Source organism: Mycobacterium sp. 360MFTsu5.1 (genome assembly GCF_000383495.1).
In the GTDB taxonomy this organism is placed as follows: domain Bacteria; phylum Actinomycetota; class Actinomycetes; order Mycobacteriales; family Mycobacteriaceae; genus Mycobacterium; species Mycobacterium mucogenicum_B.
Genome location: NZ_KB911469.1, coordinates 52,867 through 77,000, shown reverse-complemented (window position 1 = coordinate 77,000; position 24,134 = coordinate 52,867). Strand labels below are relative to the sequence as shown.

General features: G+C 68.3%; 20 protein-coding genes. 9 read left to right on the top strand and 11 right to left on the bottom strand.

Annotated features, from left to right (window positions below; genetic code table 11):
- The first annotated feature begins 74 nt into the window (after nt 1-74).
- From guaB to H289_RS0119405, 3 genes are all read left to right on the top strand, one after another.
- Entirely contained in the window at nt 75-1,616 is a 1,542-nt protein-coding gene (guaB, locus tag H289_RS0119415) for an IMP dehydrogenase (protein WP_020102482.1), read from the top strand.
- 32 nt (nt 1,617-1,648) lie between these two features.
- Nucleotides 1,649-2,776 carry a GuaB3 family IMP dehydrogenase-related protein gene (locus H289_RS0119410; protein WP_029120956.1) on the top strand — a complete coding sequence of 376 codons (1,128 nt, stop codon included), beginning with the start codon at nt 1,649-1,651 and terminating at the stop codon, nt 2,774-2,776.
- A gap of 67 nt (nt 2,777-2,843) precedes the next feature.
- A complete protein-coding gene (locus H289_RS0119405; protein ID WP_020102480.1) occupies nt 2,844-4,568 on the top strand; it encodes a GMC family oxidoreductase in 1,725 nt (574 codons plus the stop codon).
- A gap of 61 nt (nt 4,569-4,629) precedes the next feature.
- On the opposite strand, the gene H289_RS0119400 is transcribed toward H289_RS0119405, so the two are convergent.
- From H289_RS0119400 to H289_RS0119390, 3 genes are all read right to left on the bottom strand, one after another.
- Nucleotides 4,630-6,990, bottom strand: coding sequence for a glycoside hydrolase family 65 protein (locus tag H289_RS0119400; RefSeq protein ID WP_020102479.1), 2,361 nt, complete (start codon nt 6,988-6,990; stop codon nt 4,630-4,632).
- Nucleotides 6,991-6,997: 7 nt separating this feature from the next.
- Nucleotides 6,998-7,732: a beta-phosphoglucomutase family hydrolase gene (locus tag H289_RS0119395; RefSeq protein ID WP_020102478.1), complete on the bottom strand. Its 735-nt coding sequence runs from the start codon at nt 7,730-7,732 to the stop codon at nt 6,998-7,000.
- Between the two features lie 70 nt (nt 7,733-7,802).
- The gene (locus H289_RS0119390) at nt 7,803-8,672 is read right to left on the bottom strand and encodes a TauD/TfdA dioxygenase family protein (RefSeq protein WP_020102477.1); all 870 of its coding nucleotides are present in this window, start codon (nt 8,670-8,672) and stop codon (nt 7,803-7,805) included.
- 66 nt (nt 8,673-8,738) lie between these two features.
- On the opposite strand from H289_RS0119390, the gene H289_RS0119385 reads away from it, so the two are divergent.
- Together H289_RS0119385 and guaA are read left to right on the top strand one after the other, a co-directional pair.
- The gene (locus H289_RS0119385; RefSeq protein ID WP_029105462.1) at nt 8,739-9,296 is read left to right on the top strand and encodes a TetR/AcrR family transcriptional regulator; all 558 of its coding nucleotides are present in this window, start codon (nt 8,739-8,741) and stop codon (nt 9,294-9,296) included.
- Nucleotides 9,297-9,305: 9 nt separating this feature from the next.
- Nucleotides 9,306-10,865, top strand: coding sequence for a glutamine-hydrolyzing GMP synthase (gene guaA / locus H289_RS0119380; RefSeq protein ID WP_020102475.1), 1,560 nt, complete (start codon nt 9,306-9,308; stop codon nt 10,863-10,865).
- Between the two features lie 24 nt (nt 10,866-10,889).
- Here guaA and H289_RS0119375 read toward each other — a convergent pair whose 3' ends face one another.
- The 3 genes from H289_RS0119375 to H289_RS0119365 are packed head-to-tail and all read right to left on the bottom strand — an operon-like array spanning nt 10,890 to nt 14,751.
- On the bottom strand, nt 10,890-12,800 hold the full coding sequence (locus tag H289_RS0119375) for a hypothetical protein (RefSeq protein ID WP_020102474.1): 1,911 nt from the start codon (nt 12,798-12,800) through the stop codon (nt 10,890-10,892).
- Entirely contained in the window at nt 12,797-14,431 is a 1,635-nt protein-coding gene (locus tag H289_RS0119370) for a S53 family peptidase (protein WP_020102473.1), read from the bottom strand. The genes H289_RS0119375 and H289_RS0119370 overlap by 4 nt, the downstream gene beginning before the upstream one ends.
- Before the next feature lie 59 nt (nt 14,432-14,490).
- Nucleotides 14,491-14,751 carry a hypothetical protein gene (locus H289_RS0119365; RefSeq protein ID WP_020102472.1) on the bottom strand — a complete coding sequence of 87 codons (261 nt, stop codon included), beginning with the start codon at nt 14,749-14,751 and terminating at the stop codon, nt 14,491-14,493.
- 209 nt (nt 14,752-14,960) lie between these two features.
- On the opposite strand from H289_RS0119365, the gene imuA' reads away from it, so the two are divergent.
- The 4 genes from imuA' (at nt 14,961) to H289_RS0119340 (ending at nt 18,388) form a co-directional block, all read left to right on the top strand.
- On the top strand, nt 14,961-15,647 hold the full coding sequence (imuA', locus tag H289_RS0119355) for a DnaE2-dependent mutagenesis accessory factor ImuA' (RefSeq protein WP_020102471.1): 687 nt from the start codon (nt 14,961-14,963) through the stop codon (nt 15,645-15,647).
- A 1-nt stretch (nt 15,648) separates the two neighbouring features.
- Nucleotides 15,649-17,217 (top strand): Y-family DNA polymerase, encoded by a 1,569-nt coding sequence (locus H289_RS0119350; protein WP_036420915.1) that lies wholly within the window; start codon nt 15,649-15,651, stop codon nt 17,215-17,217.
- A 265-nt stretch (nt 17,218-17,482) separates the two neighbouring features.
- Complete coding sequence (locus tag H289_RS0119345; protein ID WP_020102469.1) at nt 17,483-17,914, top strand: MarR family winged helix-turn-helix transcriptional regulator; 432 nt, start codon at nt 17,483-17,485, stop codon at nt 17,912-17,914.
- Nucleotides 17,915-17,965: 51 nt separating this feature from the next.
- Nucleotides 17,966-18,388 (top strand): organic hydroperoxide resistance protein, encoded by a 423-nt coding sequence (locus H289_RS0119340; RefSeq protein WP_020102468.1) that lies wholly within the window; start codon nt 17,966-17,968, stop codon nt 18,386-18,388.
- 99 nt (nt 18,389-18,487) lie between these two features.
- Here the strand turns inward: H289_RS0119340 and H289_RS0119335 are convergent, their stop codons facing one another.
- From H289_RS0119335 to H289_RS0119315, 5 genes are all read right to left on the bottom strand, one after another.
- Nucleotides 18,488-19,573 carry a nucleoside hydrolase gene (locus tag H289_RS0119335; RefSeq protein ID WP_051128538.1) on the bottom strand — a complete coding sequence of 362 codons (1,086 nt, stop codon included), beginning with the start codon at nt 19,571-19,573 and terminating at the stop codon, nt 18,488-18,490.
- Nucleotides 19,574-19,636: 63 nt separating this feature from the next.
- Nucleotides 19,637-20,284 (bottom strand): helix-turn-helix domain-containing protein, encoded by a 648-nt coding sequence (locus H289_RS0119330; RefSeq protein ID WP_020102466.1) that lies wholly within the window; start codon nt 20,282-20,284, stop codon nt 19,637-19,639.
- Nucleotides 20,238-21,554, bottom strand: a complete 1,317-nt coding sequence (locus H289_RS30855) for an allantoate amidohydrolase (RefSeq protein ID WP_020102465.1) — start codon at nt 21,552-21,554, stop codon at nt 20,238-20,240. The genes H289_RS0119330 and H289_RS30855 overlap by 47 nt, the downstream gene beginning before the upstream one ends.
- Nucleotides 21,555-21,593: 39 nt before the next feature.
- Entirely contained in the window at nt 21,594-22,772 is a 1,179-nt protein-coding gene (locus tag H289_RS0119320; RefSeq protein ID WP_020102464.1) for an NAD(P)/FAD-dependent oxidoreductase, read from the bottom strand.
- Nucleotides 22,772-24,127: an FMN-binding glutamate synthase family protein gene (locus H289_RS0119315; protein WP_020102463.1), complete on the bottom strand. Its 1,356-nt coding sequence runs from the start codon at nt 24,125-24,127 to the stop codon at nt 22,772-22,774. Before H289_RS0119315 ends, H289_RS0119320 begins: the two co-directional genes overlap by 1 nt.
- Nucleotides 24,128-24,134: the final 7 nt, after the last annotated feature.

The window sequence follows — 24,134 nt, the reverse complement described above, 5'->3', positions numbered from 1 at the left end:
TTCGTTGCACGCAGTCTGGGCCGATAGGATGGCTTTTTAGTTCCACGACTGTGTCTGCCCTGGAGGCCCCACCCATGTCGATCGCTGAAAGCAGCGTTCCCATCTCCGTTCCGGTGCCGACCGGCGGTGACGATCCGACCAAGGTCGCGATGCTCGGGCTGACCTTCGACGACGTCCTTCTGCTGCCCGCGGCGTCCGACATCATCCCGGCCACCGCCGATACGTCCAGCCAGTTGACGCGCAACATCCGGCTGCGGGTGCCGCTCGTCAGCTCGGCCATGGACACCGTTACCGAGTCGCGGATGGCCATCGCGATGGCTCGTGCCGGCGGCATGGGCGTGCTGCACCGCAACCTGCCGCTGAGCGAGCAGGCCGCACAGGTCGAGACCGTCAAGCGGTCCGAGGCCGGCATGGTCACCGACCCGGTCACCTGCTCGCCGAGCAACACCCTGGCCGAGGTCGACGCCATGTGCGCCCGCTTCCGGATCTCCGGCCTGCCCGTCGTGGACACGACAGGGCAGCTCGTCGGCATCATCACGAACCGCGACATGCGCTTCGAGGTCGACCAGGACAAGGCCGTCGCCGAGGTGATGACCAAGGCTCCGCTGATCACCGCCCAGGAGGGCGTCTCGGCCGAGGCCGCGCTGGGCCTGCTGCGCCGGCACAAGATCGAGAAGCTGCCGATCGTCGACGGACACGGCAAGCTCACCGGGCTGATCACCGTCAAGGACTTCGTCAAGACCGAGCAGTTCCCGCTGGCCACCAAGGACAGCGACGGCCGTCTGCTGGTCGGTGCCGCGGTCGGTGTCGGTGACGACGCCTGGACGCGCGCCATGACGCTGGCCGACGCCGGTGTCGACGTCCTGATCGTCGACACCGCGCACGCCCACAACCGTGGCGTGCTGGACATGGTCGCCCGCCTCAAGAAGGCCGTGGGCGAGAAGATCGAGGTCGTGGGCGGAAACGTCGCCACCCGGTCCGCCGCTGCCGCGCTGTGCGAGGCCGGCGCCGACGCCGTCAAGGTGGGCGTCGGGCCCGGCTCCATCTGCACCACCCGCGTCATCGCCGGTGTCGGCGCTCCGCAGATCACCGCGATCCTCGAGGCGACGGCCGCGTGCCGGCCCTACGGCGTGCCGGTGATCGCCGACGGCGGCCTGCAGTACTCGGGCGACATCGCCAAGGCCCTGGCCGCGGGCGCGTCGACCGCCATGCTCGGCTCGCTGTTGGCCGGTACCGCCGAATCGCCGGGTGACCTCATCTTCGTCAACGGCAAGCAGTTCAAGAGCTACCGCGGCATGGGGTCGCTCGGCGCCATGCAGGGCCGCGGTCAGGGCAAGTCCTACTCCAAGGACCGCTACTTCCAGGACGACGTGCTGTCCGAGGACAAGCTGGTGCCCGAGGGCATCGAGGGGCGGGTGCCGTTCCGCGGTCCGCTGTCCACCGTCATTCACCAGCTCACCGGCGGTCTGCGGGCTGCCATGGGCTACACCGGTTCGGCCACCATCGAGCAACTGCAGCAGGCGCAGTTCGTGCAGATCACGGCGGCGGGCTTGAAGGAAAGCCACCCGCACGACATCACGATGACCGTCGAAGCACCGAACTATTCCTCGCGCTAACTGACAGGGAAGTCAAAGAACACATGCGTGACATGGTCGAAATCGGCATGGGCCGGACCGCTCGTCGTACCTACGAGCTGGACGACATCAACATCGTGCCGTCTCGGCGCACCCGCTCCAGCCAGGACGTTTCGACGGCCTGGCAGCTGGACGCCTACCGGTTCGAGATTCCGGTCCTGGCGCACCCGACCGACTCGCTGGTGTCGCCCGAATTCGCCATCGAGATGGGCCGCCTCGGTGGCCTCGGCGTGCTCAACGGTGAAGGCCTGATCGGCCGTCACCGCGATGTCGAGGACAAGCTCGCTCAGGTGGTCGAACTGGCGGCCAAGGAAGACGACCCGTCGGCAGCCGTCCGGCTGCTGCAGCAGCTCCACGCGGCCCCGCTGGATCCGGAGCTGCTCGGCGCCGCCGTGGCGCGCGTCCGGGAAGCAGGCGTCACCACCGCGGTGCGGGTGAGCCCGCAGAACGCCCAGGCCCTGACGCCGACGCTGGTCGCGGCCGGGATCGACCTGCTGGTCATCCAAGGCACCATCATCTCGGCCGAGCGCGTCGCCTCCGACGGTGAGCCGCTCAACCTCAAGACCTTCATCTCCGAGCTGGACGTGCCGGTGGTCGCCGGCGGCGTGCTCGATCACCGCACCGCGCTGCACCTCATGCGCACCGGCGCGGCCGGCGTCATCGTCGGCTACGGCTCGACCTATGGCGCGACGACCAGCGACGAGGTCCTGGGCATCAGCGTGCCGATGGCGACCGCCATCGCCGACGCCGCCGCCGCGCGCCGCGAGTACCTCGACGAGACCGGCGGCCGCTACGTGCACGTGCTGGCCGACGGCGACATCCACACCTCGGGTGACCTGGCCAAGGCCATCGCCTGCGGCGCCGACGCCGTCCTGCTGGGCACCCCGTTGGCCGCTGCCGCCGAAGCGCCTGGTGACGGCTGGTTCTGGCCGGCCGCGGCGGCGCATCCGTCGCTGCCGCGCGGCGCGCTGCTGCAGGTCGCGCTGGGTGAGCGGCCGTCGCTCGACCAGGTCCTCAATGGCCCGTCCGACGACCCGTTCGGCTCGGTCAACCTGGTCGGTGGCCTGCGCCGTTCGATGGCCAAGGCCGGGTACTGCGACCTCAAGGAGTTCCAGAAGGTGGGCCTCACCGTCGGTAGCTAGTACCGGCGGTAGCGAGTTAGGCATACCTTGGTAGCTGGTTACCGAGCGGTAGGTCCATACTTCTGCCATGGAGCCTGACTACGACGTCTTGATCATCGGCTCGGGTTTCGGAGGCAGCGTCAGCGCCCTCCGGCTCACCGAGAAGGGTTACCGCGTTGGAGTGTTGGAAGCCGGCCCCCGGTATTCCGACGCCGACTTCGCAAAGACCTCGTGGGACCTGCGAAAGTTCTTGTGGGCCCCCAAGTTCGGTATGTACGGCATCCAGCGGATCCACCTCCTGCGCAACGTCATGATCCTGGCCGGTGCGGGTGTCGGCGGTGGTTCGCTGAACTACGCCAACACCCTCTACATCCCGCCGGACCCGTTCTTCAACGACCCGCAGTGGAAGAACATCACCGACTGGCGCGCCGAACTGATGCCGCACTACGAGCAGGCGCAGCGCATGCTCGGTGTGGTCAAGAACCCGACGTTCACCGACGCGGACAAGATCATCAAAGAGGTCGCCGAGGACATGGGGTGCGCCGACACCTTCGTCGCGACGCCCGTCGGTGTGTTCTTCGGACCGGACGGCGAGAAGACGCCCGGCAAGACGGTCCCGGATCCCTACTTCGGTGGGGCGGGCCCGGCCCGCACCGGCTGCATCGAGTGCGGTGAATGCATGACCGGCTGCCGGCACGGTGCCAAGAACACCCTGGTGAAGAACTACCTCGGCTTGGCGGAAAAGGCTGGGGCACAAGTACATCCGCTCACCACGGTCACCAGCTTCGAGCAGCGCGGCGACGGGCTGTGGGAGGTGTCGACCCGACGCACCAACGGCAAGGTGCGGCGCGGCAAGCGGACCTTCACCGCCAAGTACCTCATCGTGGCGGCCGGCACCTACAACACCCAGAAGCTGCTGTTCAAGGTGCGCGACACCGGCAAGCTGACCAAGCTGTCGGACAAGCTCGGCGTGCTGACCCGGACCAACTCCGAGTCGATCGTGGGCGCCCAGACCCGCGAAGTGCCCACGGACATGGATCTGACGCACGGCGTGGCCATCACGTCGTCGATCCACCCGACGCCCGACACCCACATCGAACCCGTGCGGTACGGCAAGGGCTCCAACGCCATGGGCATGCTGCAGACGCTCATGACGGACGGCGCCGGCCCGCAGGGCACCGACGTGCCGCGGTGGAAGCAGTTCCTGGACCAGGCCGGCGAGGACCCGCGTGAGCTGATCCGGCTGCTCAACCCCAAGCGGTGGAGCGAGCGCACCGTGATCGCGCTGGTGATGCAGCACCTCGACAACTCGATCACCACGTTCACCAAGCGCGGACCCGGTGGCATCCGCATCATGTCGTCCAAGCAGGGCCACGGCGAGCCCAACCCGACCTGGATCCCGGTCGGCAACGAGGCGACCCGGCGGATGGCCGAGAAGGTCGGCGGCATCGCCGGCGGCACCTGGGGCGAGCTGTTCAACATCCCGCTGACTGCCCACTTCCTGGGCGGCGCGGCGATCGGCGACAGCGCCCAGACGGGCGTCATCGATCCCTACCACCGCGTCTACAACTACCCGACGCTGTTCGTCACCGACGGTGCCGCGATTTCCGCGAATCTCGGTGTGAATCCATCACTTTCGATCGCGGCGCAGGCCGAGCGCGCGGCGTCGCTGTGGCCGAACAAGGGGCAGGACGACGCACGTCCGGCACAGGGTGAACCCTACCGGCGGATCGAACCGATCGTGCCGGACCGTCCCGTCGTCCCTGCCGATGCTCCCGGCGCGCTGCGCCGGCTCCCGATCACCCCGGTTTAGCAGGGATTTGTGCACGATTTTCCGCGCTGACCGCGGAAAATCGTGCACAAATCCCCGGGGCTCAGGCGGTGTTGAACCGCCGGTGTGTGGGCGCCCGGCCCGGTGGTTGCGGCGGTGGGGGCAGTAGCGACTGCCGCGGCGTGACGTCGACGACGGTCGGCTCGCGCGTACTCAGTGTGAGGTCGGCGCCGGCATGCCGGATGGCCAGGGTGGAGTCGGGGCCGTCGCGCAGGGTGTACGTCACCTCGCTGTGCGTCGCATCGACAGTGATCCGAAATTCCCTCCATCGCAACCGAAACCGGAGCCGGGCCAGGCTGTCCGGCAGCTGGGGGTCGAGGGCGAGGACGCCTTCGTCGTCGCGCAGACCACCGAAACCCGCGACCAGCGCGATCCAGGCACCGGCGAGCGACGCCATGTGCAGCCCGTCGCGGGTGTTGTGGTGCAGATCGCGGAGATCGATCAACGCCGCCTCGTAGGCATAGTCGTGCGCCAGTTCCAGGTGGCCGACCTCGGCGCACATCACCGCCTGCGTGCACGCGGAGAGCGACGAATCGCGGACCGTGCGCCGCTCGTAGTAGTCGACGTTGTGCGCCTTCTGCTGGGCGGTGAAGGCGTGGCCCTGCCACTGCATCGCCAGCACCAGGTCGGCCTGCTTGATCACCTGCGCCGGATACAGCCGCACGTACGGGTGGTGCAGAAAGAGGGGATAGGCAGTGTCGGACGAGAACTCCCATTCGGCGAAGGTGGTGAAGCCCTCGCACTGCGGATGCACGGCGAGCTCGTCGTCGTACGGGATGTGCGCGGCGGCTGCGGCGTCACGCCAGGCGGCGGTCTCCTCGTTGGTCACGCCCATGGCGTAGGCGTTGTCGGGGTGCCGCGTGCATGCATCGGCGGCGACTCGCAAGTTGTGCGCCGCCATCAGATTGGTGAAGACGTTGTCGCGCACCATCGCGGTGTATTCGTCGGGACCGGTGACGCCGTCGAGATGCCAGATGCCGTGTCGGTCGTGGTGTCCCAACGACATCCACAATCGCGCCGTCTCGACCAGCACGGTCAGGCCGCAGTCGAGTTCAAGGGATTCGTCCCCGGTGGCGTTGCGGTAGCGCTCGAACGCCATCGCGATGTCGGCGTTGACGTGCCACGCCGCGGTACCAGCCGGCCAGTAGGCCGAGCACTCGGGCCCGGATATGGTGCGCCACGGGAAGCTCGCGCCGCGCAAACCCAGTTCGGCCGCACGGCTTTTCGCCAACTCCAGGGTCGAGGCGCGCCAGCGCAGCGCGTCGGCGACGGTATGCGGTTTCGTGTACGTGAGCACCGGGAGCACGAAACCTTCGGTGTCCCAGAAGGCGTGACCGTCATAGCCGGTTCCGGTCAGCCCCTTGCCGGCGATGCCGCGGCATTCGGCGCGCGCACTGGCCTGCAGCACGTGGAACAGCCCGAACCGCACGGCCTGCTGGCAGTCGGGGTCACCGTCGACCTCGACGTCGGCGCTGTCCCAGAAATCGTCGAGGTAGGCGCGCTGCAGATCCAGCAGACCCTGCCACCCGCTGTAGTGCGCGCCGGCCAGCGCACCGGCGACCTGGTCGCGCAGCGCGGGCCGGGACCGCAGACTGGACCAGCCGTACGCCAGGTATTTCACGATGCGCAGTTGTTGCCCCGGTCGCAGCCCGCAGATCACGGTGGTACGCGCCAGATCTGGGCGTGCGTCGGTGCTCACCTCGACACGGCCCGGGACCTCGATCTCGTGGTCCATCGCGGCGGCCATCATCAGGCCGCTGCGCTTGGTCTGGTGGATCAGCAGGGCGCTGTGTTGGTTGTGCTCGTGGTGGATCGGCTGCAGTGGATTGGCAAGGGCCGACGCGACGCGGGGATCCCCGGACGTCTGCGGCTGGTCCTCATTGGCGACCAACTCCGATTGCACTGTGACACGGGCGAATTCGTCGATGGCCTCGACGATGTACTCGATGGCCGCGACGCTGCGCTGGGCCAGTGAGACCAGCCGAACCGACGTGACCCGCACCTGTTTTCCGGCCGGTGACCGCCAGTGCACGGTGCGTGAGAGAGTGCCGGCACGCAGATCCAGGATTCTCTCGTGGTCGATGAGTTCGCCGTATCGGACGTCGAATGGCTCGTCGTCGACCAGCAGGCGGATGATCTTGCCGTTGGTGACGTCGACGATGGTCTCACCGCCCTGCGGGTAGCCGAATCCGCTTTCGGCGTACGGCAGCGGCCGGGTTTCGTAGAACGAGTTGAGGTAGGTGCCGGGCAGTCCGTGCGGTTCCCCTTCGTCGAGATTTCCGCGAAAGCCGATGTGCCCGTTGGACAATGCGAACACCGACTCCGACTGCGCCAGCAGGTCGAGGTCCAGTTGGGTCTCGCGGACCTGCCATGGCTCGACGGGAAATGATTCCTGGGTGATCATCGGCGGCCTACAGCAGCTCGGCCAGGTCGCGGACCACGACGTCTGCGCCGCTGCTGCGTAGCTGCGCGGCTTGATCGGCTCTGTCCACTCCGACGACGTAGCCGAATCGGCCGTTTCTGCCCGCCGCGACACCGGCCAGCGCGTCTTCGAAGACGGCGGCCGCCGCCGGTTCGACGCCCAATAGTTGTGCCGCCCGCAGGAACGAGTCCGGTGCCGGTTTTCCTGCGATGTGCTCGTCGCGCAGGGTCACGCCGTCGACCCGCTGCTGGACGAACCGGGACAGGCCGGTGACGTCGAGCACCTGACGGGTGTTGGCGCTCGACGACACGACCGCGACGCCGAGCCCGGCGGCGGCAACCGCCTCCAGATATCGCCGGGACCCGCTGAACGCCTCGATACCGTCGTCGTGCAGGACCTTTTGGAACATCTCGTTCTTGCGGTTGCCCAGACCGGCGACGGTCTCGGCGTCCGGCGGGTCGTCCGGGTTGCCGTCGGGGAGGTCGATGCCGCGGCTGCGCAGGAACGAGCGGACGCCGTCCTGGCGCGGCTTGCCGTCGACGTACTGCAGGTAGTCGTCGTGGCTGTCGAACGGGACGAACGGTTCGCCGTCACGTTCGGCGCGGTGCCGCAGGTAGTCGTCGAACATCGAGTTCCAGGCCTTTTTGTGCACGCTCGCGGTGTCGGTCAGGACGCCGTCGAGGTCGAACAGGCAGGCGTGCACGGCGTCGGGGAGACCCAGCATGGTTGCTCTTTCGGTCGGGAGCGGTTCTGCTGTGTCCTTTCCCGCTTTTCGGCGCGGTTATGCCTCGTCGCTATGCCGCACTGATGATGCGGCTGGGCGTGCCGTGGATGTCGACAGGGACGTCGCCGGTCAGCGTGACGCGGTGCATCAGCCGGTGCTGGCCGTCGTAGTCGTCGACGGCGCGGTGCTGGGTGGCCCGGTTGTCCCACATCGCGACGTCGCCGGGCTGCCAGTTCCAGCGAACGGTGTTCTCTGTCATGGTGATTCGTCGCTGCAGCAGTTCCAGCAGGGCAGCCGACTCGTAGCTGTCCAGGCCGACGAAGCCGCGCACGAACTGCCCGGCCACCAGGGCGCGTTCACCTGTCTCCGGGTGGACGCGCACCACCGGGTGCTCGGTGCGGAAGTCGGGCTTCTGGAACTCGGCCTGGTAGCCCTTCTGCTCGTCGGTCAGGTGGGTCGTATCCACGGTGACGTCCTTGAGGTAGTCGAACCGGTTGGAGTGCACGGCCCGCAGGTTCTCCACCAGCGCCTTGAGCGGCGCGGGCAACGCCTCGTAGGCCGCGACGGTGGAGGCCCACAGGGTGGAACCGCCGTAGGTCGGCAGCGTGACGGCCCGGAGCACCGATGCCGAGGGGTAGTCGGGCATGAACGTCACGTCGGTGTGCCACCGGTTGGCCTTGCCGTACTCCGAGTCGATCGGGGTGATCTTGGGTGCACCGGCGCGCTTCATCGAATGATGGCCGACCAGATCACCCATCAGTTCCCCGAAGGCCTGCTGCTGCGCGTCGTCGAGGTGGTCCTGGCCACGGAAGAAGATGACCTTGTGTTCCAGCAGCGCGGCGCGAATCTCGGCGACGGTCTCGGGGGACAGGTCACCGCCCAGCCGCACGCCGTCGATGACGGCACCGATCTTGCTGGTCAGTTTGGTGGCGTTGAGCATGACGTTCCTTTCGGGCAAGACGGCTGTAGTCAACTGACTACAGCACGTGGACGCTAGTGTAGCCACATGACTACAGGTGTGCCAGTGGGTCGCGACGAGGTTGTCGCGGCCGTTCTCGAGGCCGCATCGGAGCTGTTCGCCGCGCGCGGTCCCGCGGCCACGTCGATCCGGGACATCGCCGCGAAGTCGAACGTCAACCACGGGCTGGTGTTCCGGCACCTCGGCTCCAAGGAAAAGCTGGTCGGAGCGGTGCTGGACCACCTGGGGCAACGGCTCAAAGAGCTGATCGACACCGATGCACCGGCCGACGTGATCGACGCGGCGGTGGACCGGCAGCTGCGGGTGATCGCCCGGGCCGCGCTCGACGGGTACCCGGTCGGGGAGCTGCAGACCACGTTTCCGAACATGGCGCGCCTGCTCGACGAATTTCTGCCCCGGTACGCCGACGAGAATCAGGCCCGGCTCGCGGTGGGCAACATCATCGCGCTGCAACTCGGATGGCGCCTGCTCGGGCCATTCCTGCGGTCCGCGCTGGGGCTCGGCGAGATGACCGACGACGACGTCCGCACCGCGGTCGGCGCGGCCGCCGAGCGGCTGGCAGAGCCGCCGGCCGCCCACCACTAGACTGAGCGGGTGCAAACACCAGCTTCACAGCCCGTTCTGGTCATCGACTTCGGTGCGCAGTACGCGCAGCTGATCGCCCGCCGGGTCCGCGAGGCTCGGGTGTTCTCCGAGGTGCTGCCGCATACCGCGACGGTCGAGGACATCAAGGCCAAGAACCCGCAGGCCATCGTGCTGTCCGGTGGCCCGTCCAGCGTCTACGAGGAAGGTGCGCCGCAACTGGACGCGGCGATCTTCGATCTCGGCGTTCCGGTGTTCGGCATCTGCTACGGGTTCCAGGCCATGGCGCAGGCGCTCGGCGGCACCGTCGCGCACACCGGCACCAGTGAGTACGGCCGGACCGAACTGAAAGTCGCCGGCGGCGAACTGCATTCGGGCCTGCCCGCCACGCAGCCGGTGTGGATGAGCCACGGCGACGCGGTCACCGCGGCGCCCGCCGGTTTCGACGTCGTGGCCACCAGCCCGGGCGCGCCGGTCGCCGCCTTCGAGGACCGGGCCCGCAAGCTCGCCGGCGTCCAGTACCACCCCGAGGTGATGCACTCCCCGCACGGCCAGCAGGTGCTCAGCCGGTTCCTGCACGACTTCGCCGGCATTGGCGCGACCTGGACCGCGGCCAACATCGCCGACCAGCTGGTCGAGCAGGTGCGCGAGCAGATCGGCGACGGCCAGGCCATCTGCGGCCTGTCCGGCGGCGTCGACTCGGCGGTGGCGGCCGCGCTGGTGCAGCGCGCCATCGGTGACCGGCTGACCTGTGTGTTCGTGGACCACGGCCTGCTGCGCGCCGGCGAGCGGGAGCAGGTCGAACGCGACTTCGTCGCCGCGACCGGTGCCAAGCTCGTCACCGTCGACGAAGCCGACCGCTTCCTCGACGCCCTGTCCGGGGTGACCAACCCCGAAGGCAAGCGCAAGATCATCGGCCGCGAGTTCATCCGGGCGTTCGAGGGCGCGGTGCGCGACACCCTGGGATCCAGCGAGTCCGAGATCGAATTCCTGGTGCAGGGCACGCTCTACCCGGACGTCGTCGAATCCGGGGGCGGCACTGGTACCGCCAACATCAAGAGCCACCACAACGTCGGCGGCCTGCCCGAGGACCTGAAGTTCAAGCTTGTCGAGCCGCTGCGCCTGCTGTTCAAGGATGAGGTGCGTGCCGTCGGCCGCGAGCTCGGCCTGCCCGAGGAAATCGTTGGGCGCCAACCCTTCCCGGGGCCGGGTCTGGGTATCCGGATCGTCGGCGAGGTGACGGGTTCGCGGCTGGACACGCTGCGCCGCGCCGACTCGATCGCCCGCGAGGAGCTCACCGCGGCCGGTCAGGATCAGAGCATCTGGCAGTGCCCCGTGGTGCTGCTCGCCGATGTGCGCTCGGTGGGTGTGCAGGGTGACGGGCGGACCTACGGGCACCCGATCGTGCTGCGTCCGGTGTCCAGCGAGGACGCCATGACGGCCGACTGGACCCGCGTGCCTTACGAAGTGCTGGAACGCATTTCGACCCGCATCACCAACGAGGTGCCCGAGGTGAACCGCGTGGTGCTGGACATCACCAGCAAGCCGCCGGGCACCATCGAGTGGGAGTGATCTCCCTCCGCTGACGGGTGAGGCTCAGCGCGCCGGGTCGCCCCGCCACGCGAAGCTGTTGACGTACTGGCCCATGTCGAGGGCCAGCTGCAGGCCGACCGCGGACGGCTTCCCGGAGCCGAAGTCCGGTCCGAAGCGGTGGTACGGACCTGAGGCCGCGGCGATCAGTGCCAGGTCGTTCTTGACGGCGACGAGCACCAGCAGCCGCATCCGGGAGTACTGGCGGCTCGCGCCCTGCGGATACCAGTCGGCGACGATGCCGTAGCCCGTCTGGTAGCCGACCATGGCGTTCGGAATCTCGTACGCGGTCTTGGCATCCGGATAGGTCGCCTTGACCAGTTCGGCCGCAATGTCTTTCGGTTGACGTCCGGTCGCGGGCCGGCTGAACAGCTGCAGCATCCCGCCGTCGCCGGCGAGCAGTTTGGCCAGCACGCCGTGGTCGTCCTTGGTCACTTCGTACGCCGATCCGGTCGCCGGGTAGGCGACGCTGAACGAGCCGTCGGGTGCGGTGAACCGGGGGTTGATGGTCACCGGCTGGCCCATGGGCGGATGGCCGCATTCCGGCGGGCACACGTACCGTACGGCCGGCTTCTCCAAGAGCCCGGACACCCCGACCAAGAGTGCGGCCACCACCACCGCGGCGAGGACGAAGATCAGTGTCACCTGAACGCGTTTCGTGGTCCGGGTCGGCGTCGTCGCGTAGGCAGGGGCGTGCAGCGAGTAGCCGGGGAGGAGTCCCACCGTCAAGCTGTCGGCGGGTGCCGGGCGGTCGGTGCGCTGGCTCTGCCGCGCGGCCCGTGACGATGCCCGGGTGGCGGCGCCGCAGGCCGCACAGAACGGGGCGTCGGGCACCACGTGGCCGCACTGGGTGCACAGCAGCGGCTCGTCCATGTTGTAGTCGTCGTGGGCCTCGTGCAGCAGCGCCAGGTGCAAACCGACGCGCAACGCCAGCAGCGCCACGAGGGTGAGCCCGAAATACATTGCCAGCTGGACGAACTGGGGCAGCTGGACCGCGTCGATCAGGCCGAGCAGGGCATAGACCACGGCGACGATCACCGCGATCAGGGTCAGCGTCAGCCGGACGTAGCCGCGATGTTGGTGCGCCTTGTTCGGTGGCCGGGTGAACCACAGCGCCGCACCGATGAGGCCGCCGACGGTGGCGGCGATGATGGGGGTGGCCAGGCCGCGGATGCCGGCCTCGACCAACAGGCCCTGCAGCGGGCGGTCGCGGTTGACCATGCCGGTGCCGAACTGTGGGGCCAGCCGGGTAAGGGTTGCCGCCGCGGTGAAATAGATGGCTGCGTGGGCGCCAATGGCATAGCCGTGCAAGGCTTCTCGATGGCCGGGCCGGACCAGGCGGATCACCAGTGTGGGCACCTGCATCAGCAGTAGGCCACCGAGCGTGGCGCCGAGGCCGGTCCGCAGCATGCGGGCCGCCGCGATACCCGCGCCAAGTGGGATGCCGTACGACCGGGCGGCCACCGCTCCGGTGAGTAGCGCCCACCCGACGCCCAGGGCGACGGCGAGACCGGCGGTCAGCCAGAGGTTGCCCCGCGGTGCGTCCTGGTTGAATTCGGATTCCCGGAGATAGATTCCGAAGATCACGGGCAGCCCGAGGACGGCGACCGCGACGAGCGCGCCGGGCAGGCGGAGCATCGCGGTGGCGACCAGGGCGAGCACCAGGGCGACGAGCCCGAGCATGAACGACGTGCGCGACCGCGGGGACAGGTGCGGGAACAGCGAGCTGGTGATCGACAGGCGAAGCAGATGCTGGCCGGGGGCGGCGCTGAACGACCGCGCGCGCAACCAATGCGGTCCGTCGTGGCGGTGTTCGCTCAGCGGCGCGCCGCACAGCCCGCAGTACTCGCCGGCCGGGACGTCCAGCTGGCAGACCTCGCACTCCATCATCGGCCGGTCTTCGAGCTGGGTGGTCATTGCGTCACCTTCTGCAGCAACAACAGGTTTTCCGCCAGGTTCTCCACGTTCGGGGTGCCGAGGCCGCTGACCAGGTCGTAGCCCGGGCCCGCGGTGTCAACGGCGTTGCCGCCCAAGGTGATATCGCGGAATGCCGGTCGTGGGGCGCCGGTGGCGATCCGATACAGCAGCGGGTTGAGCGCACCGATCGGACGTCCGCCGTTGGCGGTGAGGTATTGCGTCATGACGGCCGTCAGCCCGGCCCAGATCGGTGCGGACTGCGAGGTGCCGCCGCCGACGACCACCTCCTTGTCCACCACGATCCGTACGCCGGTGTAGGGATCGGCGACGGCCGAGATGTCCGGCGTCATGCGCTTTCCGGCGCTGCGCTTCGGGTCGACCTGGTTCGCCGCGGCCGCCTGCCAGCGTGGCTGCTCGAACAGTGTGGAAACCCCGCCGCCGGTGCCCTGGGAGAGCGGGACGTTGAACCAGGCCTGTTCGTCCACCCACCTGCCGTCGGCGTCGGTGGACAGGGTGCTGCCGCCGACGTTGGTCATCTCGGGCAGCGACGCCACCGAATCCAGCCCGATGTCGGCCGGGCCGGGAGGAGAGTCCCAGTCGTCGCCGCCCTTGCACTCCAGTCCGGCCAGGTCGCCGCTGGCGTCAAATGCCGAGGTGCCGTGCGATTCTGCGGCGGCCAACGCCGAGCGGACGGGTGCGAGGTCGGCCGCGGTGGTCAGTTTGTCGCAGCCCCAGCCGATCGACAGGCTCCAGATCGCGCCGGGGAAATCACGGTCGGTCTGCTCGAACAGCTCACCGATCTTCACGTACGCGCCGTCGCCGGTGACCGTCGGACGGGCGTTGACCACGACCAGTCGGGCGTCGGGGGCGATGGCATGGATCACCTCGAGGTCCATGGTGGTCTCGCCGCGCTCGTCGCCGGGTTGCCCGCCGATGAGGGTCGGAGTGAACTTGGGTAGGCCGAAGGTGGTGGAGAACTGGTCCAGGTCGGCTTGGTCGTAGCCGTTGAAGGCGAAGACCACCACCGTGGTGCCCTTGCCCGTGTGGCCGGCGGCGCTCAACTTGTCGGCGTGGTAGGCGCTGAGCAGGTGGCTCGGGGTCAGGCCGCGTTCCGGGACACCCTGCGGCGGGTCCTGCGGTGCCGAATCGTGGTGCGGGGTGTAGCTGAGGATCCGGCCCAATTCGGCGACCGTGCCTTGTAGTTCGGTGGGGAGCTGGGGTTGCTGCGGCGCGGCGTAGAACTCCTGTCCACGCCGGCCGCGATAGTCGTGCACCTCGACCCCGAAAGCGGCGCCCATCCGGTCGGGGGCGCCTTCGACGACGGCCCAGTTGTCGCCGGGGCGCCAGCGCACCGAAAGGCGTTGCAGCTCAGCCCAATTGATCAGCGCGTCCGGTCGATGGTTCGCATCGAGCGTGGCGGTGAGCTGGACGCGCTGCGGATGGGCGGGCCCAAGATCTGTCGAGGAGGCGAGCAGCGACGCAAAGGGACCGTCGATGGTGCCCGACGGTTGGTCCGGCGCCGCGGTCGGCCGGCCCGGGGTGGGCAGGTTGATGACCACCAGCGTCAGCGTGGCGGCAAGTACCAGGGCAACCAGCCATCGCCGGTGTGGTGTCCGATTCGGCGGTGGCATGTACCAACGGTAGCGCGAACTCGGATTCTGCTGGGCCGGTAGGCAACCCGGGCCAGTTGTCAGTTGCGGTGCGTGCCCGGTGTGGCGGTGGGCGCCGGGTTGGCGGTGACCGACGGGGTGAACAGGTTGCCGCCGCCCGGGCTGATCGACTTCTCGGTCGGGGTGACCGCCGATGTGGTCGTGGTGGTGGTGGTGGTCGACGACGGCGTCTCGGGGGCCTTCTTCTCCTCGCCGCAGCCGGCGGTGAGGCCGATCATCGCGATGAGTGCGGTGCCTCCCGCTGCGGCGGTGACGCGGTGGACCAGACGATTCGAACGCATGATGCATGCCTTCCACTAGCGCAGCGGTCCACCAAGCCCCGAGCGGGATTTCCGGACCTATTCCAGTTACGAGCGTACAGGTCAGAACGCTGCGATGGCGGTGTTGTGGGTCACCGGCGGCTTGACCGTGTCGGTGGGTGGGTGTTTACTCACGGTATCGAACAAATATTCGAATATTGACAGTGTCCGATGGTGCGGGAGGTGTTGTTGTGGCGGCTGTGACCAGTCTGGCGAATAGCCGGATTGACCGCGCTGACCAGCTGGAACAACTCCGGCGCAAGATCGCCGAGATGTCGGGACCGGCGGGTTTGCGCGGCCGGGACCGGGGGCGGACCGAGCCGGCTCCGAAGGTTCCCGAAAGTTTGCTGGAACCATCGGATCCGCAGTCTGAGCTGCTGCCTGACGTGTTGCCCCGCGGCACGGTCGCGGTGCTCTCGGGGGCCCGCTCGCTGCCGTTGCGGATGGTGGCCACGGTGACGGCGGCCGGTGGGTATGCGGCCATCGTCGGTCAGCCCAAGGTCGGGCTGCTGGCCGCGGTGGAGATGGGGGCCGACCTGGAACGCATCGCGCTCATCCCGGACCCGGGGCCGGACCCGGTGGAGGTGGCCGCGGTGCTCATGGACGGGCTCGACCTGGTGCTGCTCGGCCTGGGCGGCAAGTCCGTTCCGGCCGGCCGGGCGCGGGTGGTGGCGTCCCGGGCCCGGCAGCGCGAGTGCACCCTGCTGGTCACCGACGGCGACTGGCCCGGGGCGACGGCCCGGCTGGAGGCCAGGGTCCGCGGGTACGAGGTGGTCGGCGCGGGCGCCGGGGATCCGGTGCCGGGGTGCGGACGGATCGGCCGGGTGCGGCTGGACACCCGGGCCCGCGGCCGCCCGCTGCGAGCGGTGGGTGGCTGAGATGTCCCGGGTACTGGCCATCTGGTGCATGGACTGGCCCGCCGTGGCGGCGGCAGTGGCGGCCGGGTTGCCGGTGACCGAACCGGTGGCCGTCACTCTGGCGAACCGGGTGGCGGCCTGTTCGGCGTCGGCCCGGGCATCGGGCGTCCGAAGGGGATTGCGGCGCAGGGAGGCTCAGGCCCGCTGCCCCCAATTGCACGTCGCCACCGCCGATCCGGCGCGGGACGCCCGTCATTTCGAGGGGGTGACGGCCGCGGTCGACGAGGTCGTGCCGCGCGCGGAGGTGCTGCGGCCGGGGCTGCTGGTGTTGCCGGTGCGTGGCGCGGCCCGGTATTTCGGATCGGAGCAGACCGCGGCCGAGCGATTGGTCGACGCGGTGGGTGCAGCGGGGGTCGAATGCCAGGTGGGCATCGCCGACCAGCTGCCCACGGCGGTCTTCGCGGCCCGGGCGGGACGCATTCTCGCGCCGGGTGAGGATGCGCAGTTTCTCGCCGGATTGTCCATCCGGCAGCTGGCCACCGAACCGAGCCTGTCCGGCGAGGGCCGGGAAGAACTGGCGGACTTGTTGTGGCGCATGGGTATCCGAACCATCGGGCATTTCGCCGCGCTGTCGCGGACCGACGTGGCGTCCCGGTTCGGTACCGATGCCGTGGTCGCGCACCGGTTTTCGCGGGGTGAACCGGCGCGCCGCCCGTCCGGGCCGGAGACACCGGCGGATCTCGATGCCGTGATGGACTGCGACCCGCCGATCGACCGGGTGGACGCGGCGGCATTCGCCGGACGCTCGCTGGCGGGCCAGTTGCACCGCAGCCTGGAGTCCGCCGGGGTGGGGTGCACCCGGCTGGCCATCGATGCGGTGACCGCCAACGGTGAGGAACTGCAACGGGTCTGGCGGTGCGCCGAACCGCTGACCGAGGACGCCACCGCGGACCGGGTGCGGTGGCAGCTGGACGGTTGGCTGACCAGGCGGGGACTGGGCGGCGTCGGACCCACCGGTCCCATCACGGTGTTGCGGCTGCATCCGGTCGAGGTGGTCTCCGCCGCGGCGTTGCAGTTGCCGTTGTGGGGATCGTCCGGGGATGACGACCGGATGCGCGCCCGGCGGGCGCTGGTGCGGGTCCAGGGTCTGCTCGGGCCGGAGGCGGTGCAGGTGCCGGTGCTCAGTGGTGGGCGAGGGCCGGCCGAGCGCATCACGCTGACCCCGCTGGGGGATGAGGTGGTGCCGCTGAATGATCCGACCCAGCCGTGGCCGGGGCGCCTGCCGGAGCCGGCTCCGGTGGTCCTGCTGGATGATCCGGTGGAACTTGTTGACGTACGCGGTGATTCGGTTCGGGTGACGGACCGGGGCATGTTCTCCACCGATCCGGTGGGGCTGACGGGTTCGGGGTATCGCGGGGCGCTGCGCTGGTGGGCGGGGCCGTGGCCGGTCGACGAACGCTGGTGGGACCCGGAGCGGGGGAAGGGCCGCACGGCACGGGCTCAGGTGTTGATCGGGGACGACGGGGAGAGTCGTGCGCTGCTGCTGTGCTACCGGCAGCGGCGGTGGTACGTGGAGGGGGTTTATGAATAGGCCGCGCTGCAGTTCGAACCATGGAGTTCCTGGGCGGGGCAGCACCCAGTGGTCGCCGATCGCTTCCTATGACGAATGTGCAGGTTTCGTTCGATATTTCGCAGGTCCACCGTCCGAAGCTGCACATTCGCCGTAGCACCCCTCAGGGACGGGTGGACTGTGGCGCCGCCGGAAGTACCCGAACCAAGCGGCATCTTCGAGGCCTGCTGGAAGAACAAAAAAATTATGGTTGTGCACAACTGAATTGTGGGCTACAGTTCTTCACGTGGACGCACTCACCTTGGATCGCCAACTCTGCTTCGCCTTGTACTCGGCGTCGCGAGCGATGACGGCGGCCTACCGGCCGATCCTGACCGAGCTGAACCTCACCTACCCGCAGTACCTCGTGCTGCTAGTGCTGTGGGAAGAGGATCGGGTCACGGTCGGGCGCCTGGGTGAGCGGCTGCAGCTGGATTCGGGGACTCTCTCACCGCTATTGAAACGGTTGGAAGCCAATGGATTCATCCGTCGTGAACGGTCGCTGCAGGACGAGCGTCAGGTCGAGGTGACCCTGACTCCGGCCGGCCGCAAGCTCGAAGGAAAGGCCCAGTGCATTCCCCAACAGCTGGGCGCCCGGATGGGCATCACCGAGCGGGAAGCAACAGACCTGCGCGATGCGATTCACCGATTGACCGATGCGCTCACCGCATCGCACTGATTTGCCGACGCAACCCGCGTCACTGGCACCAACCACCACAAGGAGATCGACATGAAGACGCTGTACACCGCAGAAGCCCTGGCCACCGGCGAAGGTCGCGACGGCCACGGCCGCACCTCCGACGGCAAGCTGGACCTGGACCTGGCCATCCCGAAGGAGATGGGTGGCAGCGGCAACGGCACCAACCCCGAGCAGCTGTTCGCCATCGGCTACGCCGCCTGCTACCACTCGGCGCTGCGTCTGGTCGCCCGCGAAGCCAAGGCTGATGTCACCGATTCGTCTGTGGGGGCCCGGGTTTCGCTCGGACAGCTGGACAACGGCGGATTCGGCCTGGCGGTCGAGCTGGAGATCACCCTGCCCAACCTGGAGCACGACGCCGCGCAGGAGCTGGCGGACAAGGCCCACCAGGTCTGCCCCTACTCCAACGCCACCCGCGGCAACATCGACGTCAAGATCACCGTCACGGACGACTGAACTTCCGCCGCCGACACATTCGCGAGCAGACGTAAAACTGTCGAATTCCGTTGGAAAATGACAGTTTTACGTCTGCTCGCGGAGTCGTCTGAACACCCCTCATAGCTTGGACGCGAAGGCCCCGACCCGCTCGATGAACCGATCGAAGAACGCCACCGGGTCGACCTCGATGCCGATGTGGGCATTGGGCTGGCGTCCCCAGTGCCCGCGCCAGTCGGCGACCGTCATGCCGCGCGTCAGCGTGCCCAGCAGTTCCACATCGACCGTCGCCTGCTGGTACCGGACGATGTCCGGGTCCAGCGCGACGGCCGCCGCGAGCGGATCGTGCAGGTGTGCCAGATAACCCTCGCCCTGGTCGAAATGGAACTCGAAGTAGAACCGCATGGCGTCTTCCAGCACCCGGATCAACGGGTTGGACGACGATGACCGCGTCCCACGATCGTCCAGCACGCTCATCGGGGACGACGGTCCGCCCGCTGCGGTCGCCAGCCGGCTCAGCAGTGACGGCGTCATCGCAACGTTCTCGGTCAGGTTGAGCCCCAGCACAATTGGCAGGTGGGCCGGGTCCTCCAGACCCCACGCCGCGCCCCAGACCGAGAACACCTCAGCCGCGGCCTCCGGGTCGACGCTGATGTTCCACTCGGACACCGGCGTGGTGTTGCCGCGGTAGTCGAAGGCCCCGCCCATGATCACCAGGCGTCGCAGCAGCCGGGGGAGCGACGGTTCCTGCCGCAGCGCCAGCGCGAAGTTGGTCAGCGGGCCCGTGACGAGACCGATCAACTCGCCGGGGTATTCGCGGGCGGCCTGAATCCAGGCCTTGGCGGCGTCGTACTCGGTGAGCACGCCACCGGTCTCGGACTCGGCACTGGGCTCGGGCAGTTCCGCATAGCCCAGCCCCTGCGGACCGTGGGTGTCCTCGGCGGTGCGCAACGGCGCGACCAGCGGGACGCTCGAGCCCCTGGAAACCGGGATGGGGCCGACACCGCACAGCTGCAGCAACCCCAGGTTGTTGACGCATACCTGGTCGACGGGGACGTTGCCCGCGGTGGACGCAATGCCCACCAGCTCGGCGTCGGCGCTGGCCAGCAGGTAGGCCAGTGCCATCGCGTCGTCTACGCCGGTGTCGACATCGGCAAAAACCGGCTGCACCCTGGCCTGGCCGGCGGGTAGTAAGCCCCCTGTCATGTCGCCAACCCTAAATGGCCGCGCGGGAACGGGCAGTCCGATCGCGGGCTCAGGGACTGTTATCTATATCGCGCCATCGGGGAATGCGATGACCGACACAAAACGGATCGGCAGCCGGATCAGCCGGGTCGGTCCGTGGACGCCCTCGCCGTCGAACTGCAGTGAATCGCCGGGCTCGAGCCGGTACTCGGAATGGCCATGGCCGTAGTCCATGACGCCGTCGAGCATGTAGATGAATTCGGTCCCGGGATGCTGGAACAGCGGGTAGACCTCACTGTCCTCGTTGAGCGTCACCATCAGGCATTCCAGGCGCTTGTGCTCGCCGCGCAGCCCGCCCAGCAGTTCGTATTCGTGGCCGGCCTGTGAGCCGCTGCGGACGATCGGGGTGCCCTTGCCGGCTTTGACGAACGACGCGGGCCGTTCGGTGTCGGCGCCGCGGAACAGGTATGTCACCGGTACGTCGAAACCCTTCGACAGCAGCGCAAGGGTGCTCAGCGAGCAGGATGTCTGGGCGTTCTCCACCTTGGAGAGCATGGCCTTGGAGATGCCGATGCGGGCCGCCATCTCGCCGACCGACAGACCCGAATTGTGGCGCAGCTGACGAACATTGCGCGCGATGGCGACCTCGAGCTCGAGTTCTTCGACCTTGTCGTCGGGCCGTCGGTTACGGGTGGTGCCCGCATTGCGAAGTAGCGTTTCGTCGTTCTCCACCTGTCAACCGTAACGCATCAACGTCCACTGTCAGTAGACGACGCGCGTTGGGATCCGTCCGCGCCGACTGGGTCTGGAGGAGATGCTGCAGGCTGTCGGCCAGGGCGACCGAGCCGGCCTCGGCGTCGGTGCTCTCGACAGCTTCGGAGGGCGCGTGGGAGACGCCGGTTGGGTTGCGCACGAACAACATTGCGGTGCTCACATGGTCCTTCAAGACCCCGGCATCATGCCCCGCGCCGGTGCCCAGTATCGGTGCGTCATCGAGCGTGGCGCTCAACCCGTCACGCAACGATGAATCGAAATCAACAGTGGCGCTGAATGATTCCTCGGTCATGGTGACACTGCAGCCTTCGCCGAGGGCGGCGGCGTTGGCGGCCTCCGCGATCTCGTGCACCAGGAACTTGGTCACCGCGTCCTCTGGGTGACGTACGTCCAGCCAGAGGTCCACGCGGGAGGCGATGACGTTGGTACCACCGGGCACCGGGACGATCCGGCCGACGGTGGCGCGAGCGCCGTTGATGGCCCGCGCCTGTGTCTGGACTGCCGTGATCAGCCGGGCGGCGGCCACCATGGGGTCGGCCCGGTCCGCCATGAGCGTCGTGCCGGCGTGGTTGCCCTCGCCGGTGAACGACAGCCGCCACCGGCCGTGGCCGAGGATGGACGACGCGACGGCCACCGGCCTGCCCAGGTCGATCAGCCCGCGGCCCTGTTCGACGTGGAGTTCGATGAATGTTCTGATCCGCCCGAGCGACTCGGGGTCGGGCCCGAGATGCGCCGGATCGATTCCGGCGCAACGACTTGCCTCGGCGAATGTGGTTCCGCTGCTGTCGGTCAGTGATCGGGCCCGGTCCGGGTCGATCGCTCCGGTCAGCAGCCGCGAGCCCAGGCACGCGACGCCGAACCGGGAACCCTCCTCCTCGGGGAACACCGCGATGGCCCGCCGCCCGCCGACACCGCGGGCGGCCAGTAGATCGAAGGCGACCAACGCCGACGCCACCCCGAGCGGCCCGTCGTAGGCGCCGCCGCCGGGCACGGAATCCAGGTGACTGCCGGTGACGACGGCGTCGTCCCCGACGCCGCCCGACCAGGCCCAGATGATCCCGTTGCGGTCGGTCTCGATGTCCAGGCCGCGCTTCGCCGCGTGCGCGATAAACCACGACCGCAGGTCGAGCTCGGCGGTCGAATAGACGGGCCGGGTGTAGCCGCCGCGCTGGTTGTCGACGCCGGTGCCGGCGATCTCGGCAAGCAACGAGGTGACGGTGTCAGGCATGAAAGATCCTTCTTGACAGAGAGATTCAGGGTGACGTGATCAGCGCATCTCGCCCGCACCGACGTACGGGTGCAGGCTGTTGAGCGGCTTGCCTTCGGCGAACCGTTCCAGCCGGAAGTCCGTGGCCGGGATGTCGGGATCGGTGCTGTCACCCTCGAACACCAGGTCCGCAACCAGCTCGCCGACCGCCGGGCTGATCTTGAATCCGTGGCCGGCGAAACCGGCCGCCAGGAGCAACCCGTCGACCCCGCCGATCGGCGCGATCACCGGATTCCAGTCCGGCGGAACGTCATACACGCCGGCGTACGTGTGGGTCACCGCCGGCTCGGGGAAGCCGGGGAACCGGTGCATCACCTTCTCGCCGTAGGCCAGGACGGATGCCTCAGCCGCGACATTCGAGTAGTTGTCCGGGTCGACGAACTTCTTCTGAAAGTCAGCGTGGTCGCTGTTGCCGACCAGGAACTGGCCGGAGCCTTCGACGCGGCAGTACTGCAGGCTGATCAGGTCGGAGATCACCGGCAGGTCCGGCAGTGGTGTGCCGGCGTCGACGATCAGCAGTTCCGATCGATACGCCTCGATGGGAAAGTCGATGCCCATGGCGGCCAACAGCTTTGCCGACCACCAGCCGTTGGCCACGATCACCAGATCGGCGTCGATGAGGTCACCGTTCTCCAGCATGACCCCGGTGACCTTGTCGCCGGCTGTCACGACGCGGGCGACGGGCGTGTTCTGCCGAATCCTGGCGCCCGCCGCGCGGGCCGTCTGTCCGAAGTGCAGTGCCAGCTGGGTGGCGTCGGCGAATCCGCCACGTGGCTCGTAGGAGGCCAGTGCCACATCGGAGGTTTCGAGCATCGGCCACAGCTTCTGCAGGGTGTCGGTGTCGATCAGTTCGACCTCGACGCCCAGCGATTGGTGCATGGCCGTGTTCGCACTCAGCGCATCGACGTTGTCCTCACCGACCAGCACCGCGTAGCCGACCTGACGGAACCCGACGGCGTCTCCCATCTGTTCGATCACCGGCAGGCTGCGCCAGGCCATTGCGGCGATCGATGGCACACCGTAGTGGGCGCGAACGATGCCCGATGATTTTCCGGTTCCGCCGCTGGCCAGCTGATGCCGTTCCAGCACAAGGACATCCGTGAGCCCGCGCTGGGTGAGGGAGTTCGCGATGGACAGACCGATGAGGCCGCCGCCGATGATCACGGCTTTCGACGCCATCAGAAACCACCTGCCGCGGAGTGGCCCGGAATCCACGACGTCCCGGCCAGCGGCACCCGTGCCATGGCGGCGGCTTCGATGGACACGGCGACCATGTCTTCGGGCTCCAGGTGGGTGACGTGCGCCTTGCCGCAGGCGCGTGCGATGGTCTGTGCCTCCATGGTCAGCACCCGCAGGTAGTTGGCGACGCGGCGGCCGCCGTCGACCGGATCCAGTGCCTGCTGCAGCACCGGGTCCTGCGTCGTGATGCCGGCCGGGTCCTGGCCATCCTGGAAATCGTCGAAAAAGCCTGCCGCCGAGCCGAGTTGGGCGTACGCGGCCTCGTACCTGGGGTGGTTGTCGCCGAGCGCGATCAGTGCGGCGGTGCCGATCGCGACGGCGTCGGCGCCGAGCGCCAGCGCTTTCGCGACGTCGGCGCCGGTGCGGATACCGCCCGAGACGATCAATTGCACGCCGTCGGGCTTGCGGTGCACGCCGAGCTCCTGCAGGGCCTGCACCGCTTGCGGTACCGCGGCCAGGGTCGGGATGCCGACGTGTTCGATGAAGACCTCCTGGGTGGCCGCGGTGCCGCCCTGCATCCCGTCGACCACCACGACGTCCGCGCCGGCGTGTACCGCGAGTTTGACGTCGTAGTACGTGCGCGACGCGCCGACCTTCACGTAGATCGGCTTCTCCCAGTCGGTGATCTCACGGAGCTCGTTGATCTTGATGGTCAGGTCATCGGGGCCGGTCCAGTCGGGGTGCCGCGACGCCGAGCGCTGGTCGATGCCCTGCGGCAGATCGCGCATCCCGGCGACGCGTTCGGAGACCTTCTGGCCCAACAGCATTCCGCCACCGCCGGGCTTTGCGCCCTGGCCGAGCACCACCTCGATGGCGTCGGCGCGGCGTAGGTCATCCGGATTCATCCCGTACCGGTTCGGCAGGTATTGGTAGACAAGGTGTTTGGAGTGGCCGCGTTCCTCAGGCGTCATGCCGCCGTCGCCTGTGGTGGTGGACGTACCCACTTCTGAGGCACCGCGCCCGAGCGCCTCCTTGGCCCGTCCGGACAGCGCCCCGAACGACATGCCGGCGATGGTGACCGGGATATCCAGGTGCAGTGGGTATTTGGCATTCCGTGCGCCCAGCACCACGTCGGTACCGCACTTCTCCCGATAGCCCTCGAGGGGGTAGCGCGACATCGAGGCGCCGAGGAAGAGGAGGTCGTCGAAGTGGGGGAGTGCGCGCTTGGCGCCCCAGCCGCGGATGTCGTAGATGCCGGTCTCCGCTGCCCGGTGGATGGCGGCGATGGTGGCGCGGTCGAAGGTCGCGGACTCACGTAGACCGCGGTTGGCGCGGTCGTCTGCCGAGAAGGTCATGAGCTGG

Coding starts and splice junctions, on each gene's coding strand:
- H289_RS0119385 (WP_029105462.1), top strand. CDS start 8,739: ATGACTACAGGTGTGCCAGTGGGTCGCGACGAGGTTGTCGCGGCCGTT.
- H289_RS0119350 (WP_036420915.1), top strand. CDS start 15,649: ATGTCCCGGGTACTGGCCATCTGGTGCATGGACTGGCCCGCCGTGGCG.
- H289_RS0119400 (WP_020102479.1), bottom strand. CDS start 6,990: ATGATCACCCAGGAATCATTTCCCGTCGAGCCATGGCAGGTCCGCGAG.
- H289_RS0119375 (WP_020102474.1), bottom strand. CDS start 12,800: ATGACCACCCAGCTCGAAGACCGGCCGATGATGGAGTGCGAGGTCTGC.
- H289_RS0119365 (WP_020102472.1), bottom strand. CDS start 14,751: ATGCGTTCGAATCGTCTGGTCCACCGCGTCACCGCCGCAGCGGGAGGC.
- H289_RS0119335 (WP_051128538.1), bottom strand. CDS start 19,573: ATGACAGGGGGCTTACTACCCGCCGGCCAGGCCAGGGTGCAGCCGGTT.
- H289_RS0119340 (WP_020102468.1), top strand. CDS start 17,966: ATGAAGACGCTGTACACCGCAGAAGCCCTGGCCACCGGCGAAGGTCGC.
- H289_RS30855 (WP_020102465.1), bottom strand. CDS start 21,554: ATGCCTGACACCGTCACCTCGTTGCTTGCCGAGATCGCCGGCACCGGC.
- guaB (WP_020102482.1), top strand. CDS start 75: ATGTCGATCGCTGAAAGCAGCGTTCCCATCTCCGTTCCGGTGCCGACC.
- H289_RS0119410 (WP_029120956.1), top strand. CDS start 1,649: ATGGTCGAAATCGGCATGGGCCGGACCGCTCGTCGTACCTACGAGCTG.
- H289_RS0119315 (WP_020102463.1), bottom strand. CDS start 24,127: ATGACCTTCTCGGCAGACGACCGCGCCAACCGCGGTCTACGTGAGTCC.
- H289_RS0119395 (WP_020102478.1), bottom strand. CDS start 7,732: ATGCTGGGTCTCCCCGACGCCGTGCACGCCTGCCTGTTCGACCTCGAC.
- H289_RS0119405 (WP_020102480.1), top strand. CDS start 2,844: ATGGAGCCTGACTACGACGTCTTGATCATCGGCTCGGGTTTCGGAGGC.
- H289_RS0119390 (WP_020102477.1), bottom strand. CDS start 8,672: ATGCTCAACGCCACCAAACTGACCAGCAAGATCGGTGCCGTCATCGAC.
- H289_RS0119320 (WP_020102464.1), bottom strand. CDS start 22,772: ATGGCGTCGAAAGCCGTGATCATCGGCGGCGGCCTCATCGGTCTGTCC.
- H289_RS0119370 (WP_020102473.1), bottom strand. CDS start 14,431: ATGCCACCGCCGAATCGGACACCACACCGGCGATGGCTGGTTGCCCTG.